At 72.1% G+C, this 16,848-nt stretch carries 19 protein-coding genes; 11 read left to right on the forward strand and 8 right to left on the reverse strand.

The features are described 5' to 3' along the window. Positions 1–25: 25 nt before the first annotated feature. From ACFC79_RS25465 to ACFC79_RS25495, 7 genes are all read left to right on the forward strand, one after another. Positions 26–610: a DUF5134 domain-containing protein gene (locus tag ACFC79_RS25465; RefSeq protein WP_376244075.1), complete on the forward strand. Its 585-nt coding sequence runs from the start codon at positions 26–28 to the stop codon at positions 608–610. 86 nt (positions 611–696) lie between these two features. After that, positions 697–1,632 carry a M56 family metallopeptidase gene (locus tag ACFC79_RS25470; protein WP_376244078.1) on the forward strand — a complete coding sequence of 312 codons (936 nt, stop codon included), beginning with the start codon at positions 697–699 and terminating at the stop codon, positions 1,630–1,632. A gap of 33 nt (positions 1,633–1,665) precedes the next feature. Continuing rightward, the gene (locus ACFC79_RS25475) at positions 1,666–2,364 is read left to right on the forward strand and encodes a phosphatase PAP2 family protein (RefSeq protein WP_376244080.1); all 699 of its coding nucleotides are present in this window, start codon (positions 1,666–1,668) and stop codon (positions 2,362–2,364) included. A gap of 19 nt (positions 2,365–2,383) precedes the next feature. Further along, positions 2,384–3,085 (forward strand): HAD family hydrolase, encoded by a 702-nt coding sequence (locus ACFC79_RS25480; protein WP_376244083.1) that lies wholly within the window; start codon positions 2,384–2,386, stop codon positions 3,083–3,085. Between the two features lie 69 nt (positions 3,086–3,154). Further along, positions 3,155–3,334, forward strand: coding sequence for a hypothetical protein (locus ACFC79_RS25485; RefSeq protein WP_376244086.1), 180 nt, complete (start codon positions 3,155–3,157; stop codon positions 3,332–3,334). Positions 3,335–3,615: 281 nt separating this feature from the next. Continuing rightward, positions 3,616–4,056 (forward strand): cytidine deaminase, encoded by a 441-nt coding sequence (locus tag ACFC79_RS25490; protein WP_376244089.1) that lies wholly within the window; start codon positions 3,616–3,618, stop codon positions 4,054–4,056. A gap of 118 nt (positions 4,057–4,174) precedes the next feature. Further along, positions 4,175–4,939, forward strand: a complete 765-nt coding sequence (locus tag ACFC79_RS25495; protein WP_376244092.1) for an aminoglycoside adenylyltransferase domain-containing protein — start codon at positions 4,175–4,177, stop codon at positions 4,937–4,939. Between the two features lie 145 nt (positions 4,940–5,084). Here the strand turns inward: ACFC79_RS25495 and ACFC79_RS25500 are convergent, their stop codons facing one another. The 4 genes from ACFC79_RS25500 to ACFC79_RS25515 all read right to left on the reverse strand — a co-directional run bounded on the left by ACFC79_RS25500 (position 5,085) and on the right by ACFC79_RS25515 (position 7,874). Beyond that, entirely contained in the window at positions 5,085–5,279 is a 195-nt protein-coding gene (locus ACFC79_RS25500; RefSeq protein WP_376244095.1) for a hypothetical protein, read from the reverse strand. 114 nt (positions 5,280–5,393) lie between these two features. Continuing rightward, complete coding sequence (locus ACFC79_RS25505; protein ID WP_376244098.1) at positions 5,394–5,771, reverse strand: ArsR/SmtB family transcription factor; 378 nt, start codon at positions 5,769–5,771, stop codon at positions 5,394–5,396. Between the two features lie 377 nt (positions 5,772–6,148). Then, positions 6,149–7,246 (reverse strand): NADH:flavin oxidoreductase/NADH oxidase, encoded by a 1,098-nt coding sequence (locus tag ACFC79_RS25510; protein WP_376244101.1) that lies wholly within the window; start codon positions 7,244–7,246, stop codon positions 6,149–6,151. Between the two features lie 244 nt (positions 7,247–7,490). Next, positions 7,491–7,874, reverse strand: coding sequence for a hypothetical protein (locus ACFC79_RS25515; RefSeq protein WP_376244104.1), 384 nt, complete (start codon positions 7,872–7,874; stop codon positions 7,491–7,493). Between the two features lie 307 nt (positions 7,875–8,181). Between ACFC79_RS25515 and ACFC79_RS25520 the strand changes: the two genes are divergently transcribed. After that, positions 8,182–8,733: a GNAT family N-acetyltransferase gene (locus tag ACFC79_RS25520; RefSeq protein WP_376244107.1), complete on the forward strand. Its 552-nt coding sequence runs from the start codon at positions 8,182–8,184 to the stop codon at positions 8,731–8,733. Here the strand turns inward: ACFC79_RS25520 and ACFC79_RS25525 are convergent. Beyond that, positions 8,721–9,437 carry a cupin domain-containing protein gene (locus tag ACFC79_RS25525; RefSeq protein ID WP_376244110.1) on the reverse strand — a complete coding sequence of 239 codons (717 nt, stop codon included), beginning with the start codon at positions 9,435–9,437 and terminating at the stop codon, positions 8,721–8,723. The two genes, ACFC79_RS25520 and ACFC79_RS25525, sit on opposite strands and share 13 nt — an antisense overlap. 187 nt (positions 9,438–9,624) lie before the next feature. Here ACFC79_RS25525 and ACFC79_RS25530 point away from each other — a divergent pair, with 187 nt between their 5' ends. Next, positions 9,625–10,710, forward strand: coding sequence for a WD40/YVTN/BNR-like repeat-containing protein (locus tag ACFC79_RS25530; protein ID WP_376244113.1), 1,086 nt, complete (start codon positions 9,625–9,627; stop codon positions 10,708–10,710). A 188-nt stretch (positions 10,711–10,898) separates the two neighbouring features. On the opposite strand, the gene ACFC79_RS25535 is transcribed toward ACFC79_RS25530, so the two are convergent. Further along, complete coding sequence (locus ACFC79_RS25535) at positions 10,899–11,576, reverse strand: uracil-DNA glycosylase (RefSeq protein ID WP_376244115.1); 678 nt, start codon at positions 11,574–11,576, stop codon at positions 10,899–10,901. A 318-nt stretch (positions 11,577–11,894) separates the two neighbouring features. Here ACFC79_RS25535 and ACFC79_RS25540 point away from each other — a divergent pair, with 318 nt between their 5' ends. Both ACFC79_RS25540 and ACFC79_RS25545 read left to right on the forward strand, forming a co-directional pair. After that, positions 11,895–12,926, forward strand: a complete 1,032-nt coding sequence (locus tag ACFC79_RS25540; RefSeq protein WP_376244118.1) for an N-acetylglucosamine kinase — start codon at positions 11,895–11,897, stop codon at positions 12,924–12,926. Positions 12,927–13,055: 129 nt separating this feature from the next. After that, positions 13,056–13,979: a sirohydrochlorin chelatase gene (locus tag ACFC79_RS25545; RefSeq protein WP_376244121.1), complete on the forward strand. Its 924-nt coding sequence runs from the start codon at positions 13,056–13,058 to the stop codon at positions 13,977–13,979. Positions 13,980–14,085: 106 nt separating this feature from the next. Here the strand turns inward: ACFC79_RS25545 and ACFC79_RS25550 are convergent, their stop codons facing one another. Then, positions 14,086–15,171: a lactonase family protein gene (locus ACFC79_RS25550; RefSeq protein WP_376244123.1), complete on the reverse strand. Its 1,086-nt coding sequence runs from the start codon at positions 15,169–15,171 to the stop codon at positions 14,086–14,088. Positions 15,172–15,311: 140 nt separating this feature from the next. Continuing rightward, positions 15,312–16,817 (reverse strand): FUSC family protein, encoded by a 1,506-nt coding sequence (locus tag ACFC79_RS25555; RefSeq protein ID WP_376244126.1) that lies wholly within the window; start codon positions 16,815–16,817, stop codon positions 15,312–15,314. Positions 16,818–16,848 lie beyond the last annotated feature (31 nt).

Below are 16,848 nucleotides of genomic sequence, written 5' to 3' on the forward strand. Positions count from 1 at the left end.
TGGTACGTCCAGGGGGAGGTGCACCGTGCACGGACCGGTGATGTCCGGCTGGCTGCTGATGGCGTTGTGCTCGGCGACGGGCGCGTACTGCCTGCTGCGCACGCGCGGCGAGACCGGGGAAAGACGCAGGACGGCCCGTGCGGAGGCGCTGATGGGCTTCGGCATGGCCGCCATGGCGGTGCCTGCGGCCGTCATGACACCGCCCGCGTGGGGATGGGCGGTGTACGCGGTGCTGTTCGGCGCCGCCTCGTTGCGCGCGTTGTGGTTCTCCCGGCGCAGCAGCCACCATGTGCATCACCTGGTCGGCTCGGCGGCGATGGTCTACATGGCGGTGGCGATGGCACCGGGCATCGGGGGCGCCCCCGGCGGCCACGCGGGTCACGGCGGTTCGGCACCGGCCGGGGGCATACCTGTGCTGACCGGTCTGTTGCTGGCCTACTACGCGGCCTACGTGCTCCACTCCGGGGCCCGGCTGATACCGGTGGCCGCCACGGCCGGCGACGTGGCCGGGGAGTCGGCCGGGGGCGGCTGGGCCGCACGGCCCGAACTCGCTCTCGCCTGTCGGCTGACGATGGGCATCGCGATGTTCGCGATGCTGCTCACGCTATGAGGCGCGGCTCGGGCCAAACCGTGGCGTGCGTCACTTGCCGTGCATGGCCATACCCGTGGGTACCGCACCGCTCATAGGCTGACGCCATGTTGGTCTCCCTCGCGCTGCTTCTGCTCGGTGCACTGGCCGCTGTCGTGACCCCGCGGCTGATGGCACGGGCGCGGTGGCCGGAACGGGAGCCCGTCGTCGCGCTGTGGGTGTGGCAGTGCGTGGTGGCCGGGGTGCTGCTGTCCTTCGCCCTGTCCATGACGTTCAGCGCGGCTGCCGCGTGGCAGGCGGTGCGCGGGCACGTGTTCGCCCCGGCACCGCGTGCCGTGGTGGAGGCGTACGCACTGGGCGGGCACGGGCGGTGGTCCGCGGCCATGGCCGTCCTGCTGGCTCTCGGCGGGGTGTGGACGGTGGCGATGCTGGCCCGCGAGATCCACCGCGCCCAGGTACGTCGCAGGCGACGCCGGACCGAATTGCTGGTGCGTTCCCCGCTCCTGCCCGGGGAGGAGCCCGGCGGCGGACGGCTGGTGGTGCTGGAGGGAGAGCGTCCGGACGCCTGGTGGCTTCCGGGTGCGGCACCTCAACTGGTCATCACCACCGCGGCGCTCGGCCGGTTGAAGGGCCGTCAGCTGGATGCGGTGCTCGCTCATGAGCAGGGGCACGCGAAGGCCAGGCACGATTGGCTGCTGCACTGTTCCGACGCGCTCGCCACCGGATTCCCGCAGGTACCGGTGTTCGCGGCCTTCCGCGACGAGATGCACCGACTTGTCGAACTCGCAGCGGACGACATGGCGTCGAAGCGGTTCGGGCGGCTGACGACCGCGCTGGCCCTGGTCGAACTCAACGAGGACCGGGGAGTGTTCGGGCCCAGCCCGGCGCCCGATGCCCAGTTGCCGCAGCGGGTGAACCGGCTTCTGAGTCCGACGGAACGGCTCACCGCGGGCCGTCGGCTCCGGCTGACCGCCGCGGCGTCCCTGGTGCCGGTGATTCCGCTTCTCGTGGCTTTCCTTCCGGGACTCAGCGCTCTGCGATAGCCGGGGACCGCGGTCTTCCGCGAAGATCCCCTCATGTCGTCCTCGTCATCCGCCCCGCCGCCCCGTACGAGCACGCGCGTGACGCCGTTCGGCACGGCGGTGGTCTGCTCCGTTCTCTTCACCGTGCTGCTTGTCCTGGTCACCACACGTTGGTCGCCGCTGATGGCGCTGGACCGTTCGGTGGCACGGAGTCTGCACCGCAACGCCGTCGCGGAACCCGGTCTCGTCCGCGCGAACCGGATCCTGACCGACTGGGTGTGGGATCCGTGGACCATGCGTGCGCTGGTCGCGGCGGCCGTGGTGGCGTTGTGCTGCCGTGGGGCCCGGATGCTCGCGGCATGGATCGCCGCGACCGGTGTCCTTGCCGCCGTTCTTCAGCAGGGCCTGAAGTCCGCGGTCGGCCGGGAGCGCCCTCGCTGGCCGGATCCGGTGGATTCGGCCCACTACGCCGCGTTCCCCTCGGGCCACGCGATGACCGCGATGGTGAGCTGCGGTCTGCTGCTCTGGCTGCTGCATCGGCACGGCGCGAGCCCTGTGGTGTGGCGGGCCGCGCTGGTGGCGGCGGGAGTCTCGGTGGTCGGGGTCGGCGTCACCCGGCTGTATCTCGGGGTGCACTGGCCGAGCGACGTCCTGGGGGGCTGGCTCCTGGGAGCAGCCCTGGTCGGGTTCGCCGCCGCCGGGTACGCCCGGTACGAGGGGCGTGCGGGGGCGGTCTTGTCGCGTCGCCCCTGAACCGGGGAGGATCGCGGTCATGCGGATCAAGGGTGCGCTCTTCGACTTTTCCGGAACTCTCTTCCGTATCGAATCGGTCCGGTCCTGGCTGCACGCGGTCCTCGCTGAGCGGGGGCCGATGATGGACGAGGCCGAGTTCGAACGGTGCGCGCGGGAGCTGGAGGCCGCCGGGGCCCTACCGGGCGGCCCGCTCCCCCAGCAGGTTCCCACCTCGCTCGCCACGCTCTGGGCCGCCCGGGACGAGAGCGCGGAGCTCCACCGGCAGGCGTACACGGCACTGGCCCGACAGGTGTCGCTGCCGGATCCGGAGCTGTACGACGCACTGTACGAGCGGCAGATGTCGCCCGATGCCTGGCAGCCGTATCCGGACGCGGCGGAGGTGCTGAGCGCGCTGCGCGGGGCCGGCACCCGCATCGCCGTGGTCAGCAACATCGGCTGGGACCTGCGCCCGGTCTTCCGTGCACACGGCTTGGACTCCCTGGTGGACGCCTATGTGCTGTCGTACGAGCACGGCATCCAGAAGCCGGACGCACGACTCTTCCACACGGCCTGCACACTCCTGGGGCAGAAACCGGCAGATGTGGTGATGGTCGGTGACGACCGTCACGCGGACGGCGGGGCGGCCGCACTGGGCTGTGACGTGCGGTTCGTACGCCATCTTCCTGTGGCGGAGCGGCCCGATGGACTGCGGATGCTCGGACTGGTGCCCGACGTTGCCTGAGGAACATGTGAGAGATGTCCCTGACACACAATGGGTCGGATTTTCACATCGTGGCCTTAGCCTGTATGCATGTCCCGTTCTCCTTGCCGCTCCGATGCCACGCGTACCGCCGCCGTGGTGAACAAAGAGATCCGTGAGCTGTGGCAGCGCTCGGGCGGCTGCCTGTCCCCGGAGGACGAGGAGCAGTATCAGCGGCTGCTGGTGGAGTGGGCCGCGGCGACCGGCGGGAGTTCCCGGCCCGCCGCATGACATGTGCCGGTGCCCCGAGCAGCGCCCGGGCGACTGCCGGGCAGTGGCGTTCCGAGTCGCTGCGCCGAGGCGGGCGTCCCGCCCACCGCTTTTCCGTGATCCCGTAGCCGATCTGCACCCGGAGTGCATCGAAAGGGTCTCAAGACCTGTCGTCGCACGCGGATCGTCGGGACCCTCGCTTCCTTTCCGGGGCGCGAACCCGGCATCGGACTCGACCGCCGTGGCCGGTGACCGTCCGTGCCCGTCCTGTGCCCGGTCCCGTCGGGCAGTACCGTCCGCACATGGCCATTGACCAAGAACTTGTGGATGCGGCGATTGAGCTGACGCGCACGCGCTTTCCGGGACAGGACGGGGCCGGGGCCGCAGCACTCCGTCTCGACGACGGCTCGGTCATCACCAGCACGGCGCCGTACGTGCCCAACACCGTCGTGAGCCTGTGCCACGAGACGGGAGCGATATGCGAAGCGTTCAAACGTGGGCGTCGAGTGGTGGCGTCGGTCTGCGTGACTGCCGTCGATGACCATCGCGGGTACTGGGTATTGGCCCCGTGCGGCGTCTGCCAGGAGCGGTTGTTCGCATACGGCCCCGACGTGGAGGTCGCGGTGCCCGAACCGGCGGATCCGCGCCGTTGGCGCACTCTGCGGCTGCGGGATGTCCAGCCGCATTGGTTCGCACGGGTCTTTCCGGACGATGTCTGGCCCTTCACGCCGGGCCACTCGTAGCCCCAGCACGCCCGCTCCTGCACCCGAACCCGGACCTGGGACCTGCGCGTCCAGTAATGGGAGTCACGAACCCGGGGCTGCCGGCGGAGTCTCGTGAGCCGCCCCTACGATCGGCTTCGTGGCCACCGATGCTCCTGTACCCACCGACATCGTCCGATACGTCGCCGAGGTCTCGGCTGCCCTTGCCGGAGTACGCCCCGACCTGGTCGGTGTCTACTTGCACGGCTCCGCCGTACTCGGGGGGTTCCACGGCGCCCGCAGTGATGTGGATGTGCTGGCCGTTGTCGCCGAGCCGGGCACCGAGGCCGACCAGCAGGCCATGGGCGCGGCGGTGACAGAGGTCGAGGCGCGGTGTCCCGGCACGGGGCTGGAGATGAGCGTCATCACCGCGGCGACCGCGGCCGACCTCGGTTCCTGCCCGTTCGAGGTACACATCCGCACCACCGCTGCCGAGACCGTCGTCATTCCCGGGGCCGGCCATGCCGGTGACACGGACCTGGTCCTGCACAGCACCGTATGCCGGGAGCACGCGCTCGCCGTCTGCGGTCCACCGGCCCCTGCGGTCTTCGGACCGGTTCCCGCCGACCGAGTCGGCGCCGCGATGGTCGGTGAGCTGCGGTGGGCGCTGGACCACGCGACCCCGACGTATGGGGTGCTCAATGCCTGCCGTGCGCTGCGATTCGCCGATGACGGGCGGCTGTGCTCCAAGCTCGACGGCGGCCGTTGGTACCTGACCCGGCACGGTGACGATGCAGTCGTCGCGGCGGCCGTCGCTCACCAACGCGATGGACACGCAGGGCCGACGACGCCCGCCGCCGCCGCATTCGTCGCAGCAGCATGTGACCGACTGAGCACGCCCGGCCCGGCCTCGGACTCCCGGTAGGCGCGGCCGGCCCACGCCGCCCTGGAAATGCTCTCGGTTGCGGCCGGCGACGGTGTCCGCCACCGCGTGCTCGGCATCTCCCGCCTGGGCAACCAGAAAGGAGCAGGCCGACAAGCACATCCGAGATCGTTCACGAGGCAGCCCATCAGTAATGGGACGCCACCACGACGTAGAGGCAGGCGAGCACGGCGACCGCACAGATGACGGCCGCGGCGATCAGCACACAGCCGAGCCCTCCCGCGATCCCGGCGATGGCCGCCCAGCCGAACCGCGTCGCTCGTTCGGCCTGCCGGACCGCGTCGTGGTGGTCACTGTCGTCGTACCAGCCTCGATCAGCCATGATCAAATCCTTCCATGGCCTGTGGCCCGGCCGACACGTCCGGAAGCCGACGGAGCCGGTCCGAGGGCGATGGCATGATCGTCCGGACGGCTCCCCGTGGTGCGGACCAGCGGACTACCGAGTCCCGTCGCCCCGGTGTGCCTGCCTGTTCGCGGCGTCGAGAACGCTGTCGAGAAGCCCCGGGAACAACGCCTCCAGATCGTCGCGGCGCAGACCGTTCATCTTGGCCGTGCCGCGGTAGAACTGCCGCACGATGCCGCTTTCGCGCAGCACGCGGAAGTGGTGTGTGGACGTGGACTTGGACACCGGCAGATCGATGTGGGAACAGGTCAGCTCGGATTCCGCCGCGGCCAGCTCGCGGACCACGCGCAGCCTCATGGGGTCGGCGAGCGCGTGAAGGACGCCCTCGATACGGATCTCGTCCCGTGCGGGGTGATCGAGCACGCGACCGCCGACCGCGGCACCGGCGGTGGGGATGCTTGTTGGGGTCACGACGACTTCACTCCCTGGCTCGCTCCGGCCCCGCCTCGGGTCCGGCGGCCATGATACGAGATCCACCGTAATATGACGTTCACCGTACGACGAGCCCGCCGCACATCGGCGGGCGCCGCAGCGCCGGACACCGGAACGCCGCGGGGGCCGCATCCCGTGCAGGTCCTCGGTCGCGTGCAACGTGCCGGACATGATCCGCGGGTGGCCCGGCCTCCGCCGCTCTCCGCGGCTCACGCGTGCCGCAACGCCACGGACGGCAAAAGGCCGGTCGGCCGCCGAGCAATTCCGGGTCTTCCACGAGCGGGACGACGCGCCCGACCGGTTCGGCGCTCGGCCTGCGACTCCGGACATGGCCGGAGCCGCAGGGCACGCCGCTGTCAGACCGCGCGGAGGTACTGCTCCGGCCTGCGGAGCTCGGCACCCAGTCGACGGGCCGCGTACTGGGCCCACGACGGGTTGCGGAGCAGCTCGCGACCGAGGAGGACGGCATCCGCCCGGCCCTCGGTGATGATCTTCTCGGCCTGCTGCGGCTCGGTGATCAGACCCACGGCCGCCACCGGGAGCGAGGTCTGCGACCGAACGCGTTCGGCGAAGGGGACCTGGTATCCCGGAGCGGTCTCGATACGGGCGCGAGGGGCGTTTCCCCCACTGGACACGTCGAGCAGGTCGACGCCGTGCGCCCGGAGCTCCACCGCCAGCCGCACGGTCTCGTCGACGGTCCAGCCCTCCCGCTCGTCCTGGTCGTTCTCGGTGAGCCAGTCCGTCGCGGAGACCCGGAAGAAGACGGGCAGCCCGTCCGGCCAGACCTCGCGAACCGCGTCGACGACCTGGAGCGCGAAACGGATGCGGTTCTCGAAGCAGCCGCCGTACTCGTCCGTGCGGCGGTTGCTGTGCGGGGAGAGGAACTGGCCGATGAGATAGCCATGCGCTCCGTGCACCTCGGCCACCTCGAAGCCCGCGTCGAGCGCACGACGGGCGGCCTCGCGGAACTCGCCGACGATGTCCTGGATCTCGTCCGCGGTCAGCTCGTGCGGCACGGGGTAACCGTCGTCGAACGGCAGCGGGCTGGGGGCGACGGGCGTCCAGCCGTGCTCGTCCGGGCCGACGGGGCCGCCGCCCAGCCAGGGTGCCGCCGTCGATCCCTTGCGCCCGGCGTGGGCGAGTTGAATGCCGGGAACCGAGCCCTGGCTCTTGAGGAAGTCCGTGATCCTTCGGAGACCCGCCACCTGGACGTCGTTCCAGATGCCGAGGTCCGCGGGGCTGATCCGGCCCTCGGGACCGACGGCCGTCGCCTCGGTGAGGACGAGTCCGGTCCCGCCGACGGCTCGGGCCGCGAGGTGGGCGAAGTGCCAGTCGGTCGCGACGCCCGTGTTCGGCCCCACCGGTTCGGCGCTGTACTGGCACATCGGAGCCATCCAGACCCGGTTGGGAATGACGAGCGACCGCAGGGTGTAGGGCTCGAAGAGGGCACTCACGTCGGACTCCGTTTCGGCAGGCGCGAAAAGACCACTAGTACGATACAACTCGTACTACGAGACTCGTCAAATTACCGTGCGCCTCGACGTCAGGAGCGGACGCGGTCGTCCGGTGCAAACGCGGTCGTCCGGTGCGGACATGCGAGAGAGCCGACCCCGGCCCCGACCCCGGCCCCGGCCCCGGCCCCGACGGGAAGCCGGACCGGCAACCGGCCCCGCACATCCTCCGGCCCGTCGCTCGCGCTCAGGCAGCACGCTTCCTGAGCGCGATGGCGGCGTCCGCGTCATACGCCTGGGTCCAACTGCGTCCGGCGCCGGACCTCCACGTGATGTGGGCGGTGGCTCCGTCGACGCGCACCCCCTGCACCGTCATCGCCCGGTCGTCGTCCCGCACGTCCCCCCGGCGCAGCTCACGCGCCGCGACGGTCACCGGCCCCGACGCGTGCGCGCACTCCGCCTCGTCCGCCGCGCGGACGAGGGCCGTCGCCAGCTCCCGGGCCCGGTCGGGAGTGCAGACCAGGGACAGCTCCCCCGATCTCGCCGCCGCCCGGACCTCGACCCCCGGCCCGGCGGAGGCCACCTCCAGCATCGCCGGACGTCCGTCACGGTCCTCGACACCACTCGTCATCGCTCCGCGCTCCTCACCGATGCGTCCCCATGCCCCGGCCCGGCGCACTCTGCCACCCGGCGCCCTGCCCGCGGTCCCCGACTCCGGCGCCGGGCAACGCCGATCGACCGGCACCGCGCCGCGTCGTAGCCGGACCGGCCACCCGGAATTCCAGCACACACCCGCCGGCCCCGCGCATCCGATGTGCCGCGCCGACGCCCCGGATCGGCCGTCCACACCCCGCCCGCCCGGGCCACGTCACCGCTGCCGGTTTCCGGCGGATCAATTCCGTTGCAGGCCGGAGTAGTGCGATCTACCGTCCCATGACATGTCGACCCCCACTGTGCGCACCGAGCGGCTCCTCCTGGAGCCCTACTCCCCCGCGGACGAGAACGCCTTCGTGAGCCTCTTCCAGGATGTCCGGGTGTCCCGGTGGATAGGCGACGGGCCGAAGACGGAGGACGAGGACCGCGCCCTGTTCGGACGCGTCTTCAGCAAGGTGTACGCCCAGGAACTCTTCGACGTGTGGGCGGTACGGCACGATGGCCGTCTGATCGGGCACGCGGAGATCAAACCGTCCTCGGACGTGGACGGTCACGAGATCGTGTATGCCCTGGCTCCGGACGCGTGGGGGCGCGGTTTCGGCACCGAGATCGCCCGGACCCTCACCTCGTACGGGTACGACGTGCTCGGACTGTCCGAGGTGCATGCGACGGTGGCCGCCGAGAACACGGCGTCACTGGCGCTGCTGGACCGGATCGGTTTCCGGCACGTGCGCGACATGGCGGAGGACGACGGCAGCACGACCCGGGTCCTGGTCCGGCCCGCCTCCGACACCTCCCTCGGCACCGGCCCGGGGGCGGCCGTTCAGCCGCGGTAGACGTCCAACCGGCCACACATGCCGAACCTGCCGTACGCGGAGGGGCGTTCGGCATGGACGACGGCATCGGCGAGGTGTCCGCAGTCGCCGCACTCCAGGGCGTCGAGCCGACCGCCCGTCGCCGCGGAGGCGGCAGCCGCACCCCTACGCCAGCGCTGTCGCCACTCCCCGACCCTCGGGCGCACCAGAGCGGCGGCGGCCCGGTGGAAGGCCGCGAGCGGTGCGGGATCACCGGCCTCGGCGGCCCGGCGCAGTTCGAGGAAACCCTCGACGGCCAGATCCCGTCGGGCACGAGCGGCCCGCTCCTGCTCCGCTTCGTCGCCGTCGGCGGGAAGAGCGGTCACGGCCCGGTAGCGGTCGGCGTCCGCCAGGTGGCGCGGCGGCAGCGTGAGAACGGCGTCCCCCGCCTCGGGCAGTCCGCTGTTCTCCATGAGGACGACGATCCGCAGGTCGTCGTCGTTGACGAGGCGGTGGATCGTGCCGGGCGTGAACCGGACCAGGGCGCCCGGGGTCAGCGGCGTCTGCCGGAATCCCGAGGCGGTGAGCGTCTGCACCGAACCCGCGCCTCCGACGACCACATACGCCTCGGAACAGGCGAGATGGAGATGGGGCGTGCCGCCGCGCAGGCCGTCCGCCGCGGGCCAGTCGTAGACGCGCAGGTGGGAGACGGCGACGCCGCCGGGCAGTCCCTCGAAGGTCGGCACGGATGCTCCTCGGTCGATCGGTCGTCGCGCCCTCGTTGCGCAAGCGCTTTCTGTCCTGCCGCACCGTACCCCCGCGGCCCCGGGAACAACAGGGCGGATCACCCGGCGCCGCCCTGCGGGTCTCTGTCAGTGGCGAGGTGCAGACTTTCCCGTATCCGACACAACGGCGTTTCGGGAGGTTTCAGCCATGACCGACGTACTGCTCGCCGCGGGCACCCGCAAGGGACTCTTCATCGGCCGGCGCCATGGGGGCACATGGGAGTTCGACGGCCCGCACTTCAACGCCCAGGCGATCTACTCACTCGCGATCGACACCCGCCGGAAGGTCCCCCGGCTGCTGGCCGGCGGGGACAGTTCGCACTGGGGGCCGTCCGTCTTCCACTCCGACGACCTGGGTCGCACCTGGATCGAGCCCAAGCAACCAGCGGTGAAGTTCCCGCAGTTCACCGGCGCATCGCTCGAACGGGTCTGGCAGCTGCATCCGGCGGGTTCCGAGGCACCCGATGTCGTGTACGCGGGAACGGAACCGGCCGCGCTCTTCCGCTCCTCGGACGGCGGGATCTCCTTCGAGCTGATCCGTCCCCTGTGGGAACATCCGACGCGCTCGGCCTGGATTCCGGGCGGCGGCGGCGAAGGGCTGCACACCGTCCTCACGGACCCGAGGGACGCCATGGCCGTGACGGTCGCCGTCTCGGCGGCCGGGGTCTTCCGCACCGCGGACGGCGGCGCAAGTTGGACGCCGTCGAACAAGGGCGTGTCGGCGGTCTTCCTTCCCGACCCGGAGCCGGAGTTCGGCCAATGCGTTCACAAGGTGGCGCGGGACGCGGTCGATCCCGACCGGCTCTACCTCCAGAACCACTGGGGCGTGTTCCGGAGCGACGACGCGGGGAACAACTGGACGGACATCGGCCGGGGCCTGCCCTCCGATTTCGGCTTCGCCATGGCCGCGCACCCGCACCGCGCGAACACCGCCTACGTCTTCCCCATCAACGCCGATGCCGATCGGGTACCGGCCGGGCACCGTTGCCGGGTGTTCCGCACCCAGGACGCGGGCCACAGCTGGGAGCCGCTGTCGGCAGGGCTGCCCGCGGACGCGCATTACGGCACGGTGCTGCGGGACGCGCTCTGCACGGACGACGCCGACCCGGCAGGGGTCTACTTCGGGAACCGCAACGGCGAGGTGTACGCGAGCGCCGACGACGGGGACAGCTGGCAGCAGCTCACCCACCACCTGCCGGACGTGCTCTGCGTCCGGGCGGCGACGGTGGGGTGATGACGGCCGGTCGGTGACCCTCCCGGTTTCGCCCTGCACGGATCGGCTCCTGCCGGGCGGGCCGGGGCCGCTTCGACGTCCCCCGCTGCCGACCGGTTCATCACACGGCCGGGAGCCGATCGGCCGCCGGCCGTCGCGCGCCAGGAGCCCGCCGGGACGGTCTGCCGTACGGTCCCGGCGGCTGTCGCCTACGGCAGCTGCCAGTCCACCGGCTGGGCTCCCTGGCGGAGCAGGAGTTCGTTGGTGCGGCTGAAGGGACGCGAGCCGAAGAAGCCGCGGTCCGCCGACATGGGCGAGGGGTGCGCGGACTCGATCGCCGGGTAGTCGCCGAGGTGCGGTCGCAGATTGCGCGCGTGCCGTCCCCACAACACGGACACCAGGGGCTTCTCGCGCGCCACCAGGGCTCGGATCGCCTGCTCGGTGACTTCCTCCCAACCCTTTCCCTGGTGCGCGGCGGGCTTGCGGGGTGCGGTGGTGAGCGCCCTGTTCAGCAGCAGCACGCCCTGGCGCGTCCAGGGTGTCAGGTCGCCGTTGGACGGCCGCGGAAGACCCAGGTCCGTGTGCAGTTCCCGGAAGATGTTCTCCAGGCTGCCCGGCAGCTGGCGTACTTCGGGAGCCACGGAGAAGCTCAGCCCCATGGCCATCCCCGGTGTCGGGTAGGGGTCCTGACCGACGATCAGGACACGTACCTCGTCGAAGGGCTGCTGGAACGCCCGGAGGACGTTCGCACCGGCCGGCAGATACGTGCGGCCGGCCGCGACCTCCGCACGGAGGAAATCGCCCATCGCCGCGATGCGTCCCGCCACGGGGGCCAACGCCTCGGCCCAACCGGACTCGACTACTTCATTCAAGGGTCGTGGTGCCACGGAACGTCACTCTACCGGCCCAACGGGCACCCGCCGGACGCCGATCCTCGCCGGTCCGACGCCCCCACCGCCGCCTTCCCCCTCCGCCCCCTCCCTCCTCCCACTTCCCATTTCCCGGCTCCCGGCTCCCGGCTCCCGGCTCCCGGCTCCCGGCTCCCGGCTCCCGGCTCCCGGCGATCTTGCGTACGGCCGGTTCCTTCGCCAAGGGCTCGGGATAGGCTGCCGCCGTCATCTCCCCTTGCACAGGAGCCGTTCCATGAGGTCACACGGGCACACGCCGGAACACAGCGGCACTCGTCGCGCCCGGGGACGGCGCTCGTGACAGCCGGGTCCGCCGCGTCCGGCGGCAGGTCGAGGTCCTTCGTGCTCGGCGTGGACTCGGGGGGCTCCGGGCTGCGGGTGGCACTGGGCACCCTGGACACGGACGAGGCCGTGGACACGGCGGTCTGCGACCAACCGGTGCGCACCGGCCCGGCCGGGATCGACGCCGGGCATCTGCTGGAGCAACTGCTGCCCGCCGTCCGCCGCATGAGGGAACGGCACGGCGCCGGGAACGGACCCGAGATCGTCTCGGTCGCGATCGGCGCCGCCGGGATGGCCACGCTCGGCCGCCAGTTGCGCACCGAACTGCCCGCGGCCCTGGAACGGGAACTCGGGGTACGGCAGCTCGCCCTCGCCGCCGACGCGGTGACCGCGTACGTCGGTGCGATGGGACAGCGTCCGGGCGCGGTCGTGGCGGGCGGCACGGGCCTGATCGCGCTGGGCACGGATCTGAGGGACTGGCGCCGCGCCGACGGCTGGGGGCACCTGCTGGGCGACAGCGGCGGCGGAGCCTGGATCGGGCGGGCCGGTCTCGACGCGGCCATGCGTGCCCACGACGGCCGGCGCGGCGGGTCCCCCGCACTGCTGGCCCGGCTGGAGGCGGTGTTCGGCCCGGCGCCGGAGCTGCCGGGGCTCCTGTATCCGCGCACCGACCGGCCTGCCGTACTCGCGTCGTTCGCCCCCGAGGTCGCGGCGTGTGCCGGTCAGGATCCGGTCGCCGCGGACATTCTGCGGGAGGCCGCCGGGCACATCGCGGCGGCGGCCGCGGCCGTCCACCCGAAGGCCGGACTTGACGACGATCCGTACGAAGTGGCCCTGGCGGGCGGCCTGTTCCGCATGGGCGAGGCACTGCTCGGCCCCCTGCGCGAGGAACTGTCCCGGCAGGTCCCGCAGGCACCGCTGGTCCCCGGTTCGGGTGATCCGTTGAACGGCGCACTGTCCATCGCACGCGCGTTGGCCAAGGGGGACCTGCGACTGCCCCACCATCCGGCACTGCTGTGCGTACTCGGTGACGGGCCTGCACAGTGACCTCGGACAGGCGTCGACAGAGCGGGACAGTCGGGCGTAAAGCCTCCCATCGGATAAAAGGGGACAGATGACGCCCGACTGGGCCCTCCCCGAACGGAGGGGCACTCAAAACCAGTAGCATGCGGCGCCATGAGCACCCCCACTGGGCCCGCTTCCGGCCTGCCTGTACGAATGCCGCGACCTCGCCAGTCCGGACGGCACCGCCGCCCGGAGCCCGTGGTCGCGCCCGAGGGCGCCGCCGCGCTCGTTCTCGCCGTTCCCGGTACCCCCACCTCGGCCACGCGGAGCCTGGCCGAGGACGTCATCAGCATCGCCCGTTCCGAGCTGCCCGGGCTGAACGCCCGGATCGGCTACCTCGACGGCGACGACGCCGAGTTCCCCACGCTCTCGGCCGTGCTCGCCGACAATGCCGCGGAGCGGATCGCGCGCTACGAGCAGGCGCAGGCCGCGGGCCGCGAGGTCGCCGAGCCCGAGGGTCCGTCCGCTGTCGTGGTGCCGCTGCTCGCGGGGCCGGACAGCGCCCTGATCCGGCGGATACGGCAGGCCGTGATGGACAGCGGTACGCAGGTGGAACTGACGGACGTGCTCGGCCCCCATCCGCTGCTGGCCGAGGCACTTCACGTCCGCCTCTCCGAGGCGGGTCTGGCCCGCGCCGACCGCGCCCGGCTCTTCACCGTGGCGACCGCCGCCGACGGCATCATCCTGGCCACGGTGGGTGGCGAGGAAGCCGTGCAGGCGGCCGGGATCACGGGCATGCTGCTCGCCGCCCGCCTGGCGGTTCCGGTGATGGCCGCGGCGCTCGACGTGGAGGGCTCCGTCGCCTCGGTGGCCGCGCAGCTGACGGGATCGGGATCGGCGCAGCTCGCCCTGGCCCCGTACCTCGTGGGCCCCGAAGTGCCCGAGGGGCTGCTCGACGCCGCGGCGAAGGAGGCGGACTGCGCCACTGCCCAGCCGCTCGGCGACTATCCGGCGATCGGCAAGCTCGTGCTCTCGATGTACATGACGGCGCTCGGCATCACGCCGGCCATGCCGCAGGGTGTTCAGGCACGCTGAACCGGATGCCGGGCGGGCCCCGGCCGCAGATCGTGTGCGAACGCCGGACGGACCGGGAGGAACCGGGTCCGTCCGGCGTTCGCGCTGTGCGGGGCGTGACAGGTTCTCAGGCGAAGACCACGCAGGACGCGGCGGGGGCGGTGAGTGATCCGGCTCGGCGCGGGACGCCGGTCTCCGGGTCGACGGCGAACCAGCTGACGTCCCCGGACCGCTCGTTGGCCGCGTAGAGCCACCGTCCGGTGGGGTCGAGCGCGAGATCGCGCGGCCAGTGTCCGCCGCAGTCCACGGTCGTGACCGGGGTCACGCTCCCGCCGGTCGCGTCGAGGGCCAGGACGGAGATGCTGTCGTGTCCCCGGTTCGCGGTCCACAGGAAGCGGCCGTCGTGCGAGACGACCACTTCGGACGGGTAGGTCACCGTGTCCGCCCCGATCTCCGTCCCCTCGGGCAGCACGGCCGTCTCGCCGATCGGCTCCAGGGTTCCCGCACCGGCGTCCCAGCTGCACACGGTGACGGTCGGTTCGAGTTCGTTCAGGACGTAGGCGTGGCCGCCCGCAGGGTGGAAGGCCAGGTGCCGCGGGCCGGTGCCCGGCCGGAGGAACGTCTCGCCGTGCAGGCGCAGCGCCCCGGTGGTGCCGTCGAGGGCGCAGATCCTCACGGAGTCGGTCCCGAGGTCCACACTGAGCACCCAGGTGCCCGAGGGGTCGGGCAGCACCTGGTGGGCGTGCGGGGCGCGCTGGCGGTCGGATACCGGGCCGCTGCCCTCGTGCGCGAGGACGGAGTCGACGGGGCCGACGGAGCCGTCCGACAGCACGCCGAGGGCGCTGACGCTGCCGGAGCCGTAGTTGGCGGTGAGCAGGTGGCCCCCCGTGCGTGCGAGGTGGGTCGGCCCCTCACCGTCCACGGGCTGCGTCCCGCCGATCAGCCGGGGCACGTCGTCCGTGACGTCGAGAGCCGCGGCGGCGCCGTGCTCGGTCTCGCTGACCGCGTAGAGCACCTTGCCGCCCGGCTCCGGCCCGTCCCCCAGTGCCAGGTACGACGGGTCGGGCACGATGTCCGTCGCGCCGAGGACGGACAGTTCCCCGGTCTCCCGGTCCACGGTGGCGGTGATGATTCCCCGCCCTCCCGCCGAGGTGAACGACCCGATGTATGCCCGCCCCGTGCCGTCTTCCCGGTCCGTCGTAGCGTGTGTCATCGCACTGCCCCTTTCCGGCCTTCCGCCGACCGAATCACGGCCCGCTTGCCGTCACGGTCTCCCTGGGGGCGACGGTAGCAGTCGACCGGTCAAGGTCTGGACCAGGGTTTCGATGCGTCGGGCGCGGGGACAGGAGCGGCTCAGGCACCGATCAGCGGGGCTCCCGGTGCGCTGCGCAGCGGTGCCGCGAGTTCGGCCAGCGCCCGTTCGAGGCCGTGGAGATGGGCGAGCGCGGGCTCCGTCGCGGCACTCCGCGGCGGGATGCCCGATACGTCCGCCCGTCGTTCCGGGTCCGGGGCGGTCAGTGCCTCGACGGACGTCTCGACGCGTCGGCACGCGGTAGTGAGGCGGACGTCGTGGGACGCTTCCGGGTCCGCGGCGACGGAGGCCAGTCCGCGCACCTCGTTCGCGCACGCGTCGAGGAGGGCGAGCACCTGCTCGGCTCTGGCCCTGCGGGCTCGCAGCGGGCTCAGCGGGTGCACCAGCGGCGCCAGCGACATCCGGACCCGGCCGAGCAGCACCTCCAGTTCGGCGATGCGGGGCGCGGGGTCGGCGTGCGGTGTGCCCGCGAGGCGGGCCGTCGCCTCCGCGATGCAGGCGTGCACGCAGCGCAGGGCCCGCTGGATCCACGCATCGGTCGTGGCGTGGGTGGTGACCGGCAGCACGAGGAGCACGGCGAGGGCCGCACCGAGTGCCCCGGCGGCCGTCTCCGTGAGTCGCAGCAGGAGCAGGGCCGGGTCGAGCACGCCGAGGAGCCCGTAGAGCGCTCCGGCCAGCACCGTGACGGAGAACATCATCCAGGTGTACGAGACCGCGGCGGTGTAGAAGATCCCGAAGACGCCGAGTGCGACGAGAACCGCGCTCGGTACGGCCGCCCCGTGCAGCGGCACGACGACGGCCAGGCCGACGGGAACGCCGATCAGCGTGCCGAGAACCCTGCGGAAGCCGCGCACCAGCGTCTCGCCGCGCGACGTGGTGTTGACGAAGGCCCACCACGTCGCGCCCACCGCCCAGTACCAGCGCTGTTCGGACAGGAGCAGCCCCGCCGCGAGGGCGACGGCCCCGCCGGCCGTCGCCTGGACGGCCTGACGTGTGGTCACCCGGGCCAGTCCCCGGCCGGGCACCGAAGCGGGCACGAGGGCGGGAGGGCGCCCCCGCTCGTAGCACCACAGTCCGAAGCGGACGGTCGACGAGGCGAGCAGGGAGAGGGCGACGGCTGCGTACAGCTCGGGGAGCTGGGCCGGCACTGTGTGGAGGAACTGGGTGGTGAAGAAGGCCATGAACGCGAAGACGCCCAGCGAATGGCCTCGCGGCCCCCACCGCCGCGCGTACACCCCCAGCCCCATGACGGCGAGGAACACCATGCTCCGCGCCACCGGACGGTCGTGCAGCAGTGCGGCGAGGGCGAGCACGGGGAACCCGACGACGGGCAGCAGCACCGTGGTGACCGCCTGGCCCCGCACCGTCGGGTCCAGCACCGTGAACAGGGCGAGCAGCGCGGCGAGCCCGCCGGTGATCGCCGCGACGAGCGAATGGCCCGCCAGCCCGCACACGGTGACGGCCAGGCCGATGCCGAGGACGGCCCGCAGACCGCTGCGCAGTCGCAGCCGCCCCGGATCCGGGGAAACGAACATCCTCTTCAGCACCGCATGCTCCCGTTTGCGCACCGGCCCCACA

This window comes from Streptomyces sp. NPDC056061 (assembly GCF_042266885.1).
Classification (GTDB): Bacteria; Actinomycetota; Actinomycetes; order Streptomycetales; family Streptomycetaceae; genus Streptomyces.

Excerpts from the sequence above, each read along its gene's own strand:
- ACFC79_RS25515 (WP_376244104.1), bottom strand. The coding sequence starts at position 7,874 with ATGACGAGTGGTGTCGAGGACCGTGACGGACGTCCGGCGATGCTGGAG.
- ACFC79_RS25520 (WP_376244107.1), top strand. The coding sequence starts at position 8,182 with ATGTCGACCCCCACTGTGCGCACCGAGCGGCTCCTCCTGGAGCCCTAC.
- ACFC79_RS25490 (WP_376244089.1), top strand. The coding sequence starts at position 3,616 with ATGGCCATTGACCAAGAACTTGTGGATGCGGCGATTGAGCTGACGCGC.
- ACFC79_RS25475 (WP_376244080.1), top strand. The coding sequence starts at position 1,666 with ATGTCGTCCTCGTCATCCGCCCCGCCGCCCCGTACGAGCACGCGCGTG.
- ACFC79_RS25485 (WP_376244086.1), top strand. The coding sequence starts at position 3,155 with ATGTCCCGTTCTCCTTGCCGCTCCGATGCCACGCGTACCGCCGCCGTG.
- ACFC79_RS25480 (WP_376244083.1), top strand. The coding sequence starts at position 2,384 with ATGCGGATCAAGGGTGCGCTCTTCGACTTTTCCGGAACTCTCTTCCGT.
- ACFC79_RS25545 (WP_376244121.1), top strand. The coding sequence starts at position 13,056 with ATGAGCACCCCCACTGGGCCCGCTTCCGGCCTGCCTGTACGAATGCCG.
- ACFC79_RS25500 (WP_376244095.1), bottom strand. The coding sequence starts at position 5,279 with ATGGCTGATCGAGGCTGGTACGACGACAGTGACCACCACGACGCGGTC.
- ACFC79_RS25470 (WP_376244078.1), top strand. The coding sequence starts at position 697 with ATGTTGGTCTCCCTCGCGCTGCTTCTGCTCGGTGCACTGGCCGCTGTC.
- ACFC79_RS25550 (WP_376244123.1), bottom strand. The coding sequence starts at position 15,171 with ATGACACACGCTACGACGGACCGGGAAGACGGCACGGGGCGGGCATAC.
- ACFC79_RS25530 (WP_376244113.1), top strand. The coding sequence starts at position 9,625 with ATGACCGACGTACTGCTCGCCGCGGGCACCCGCAAGGGACTCTTCATC.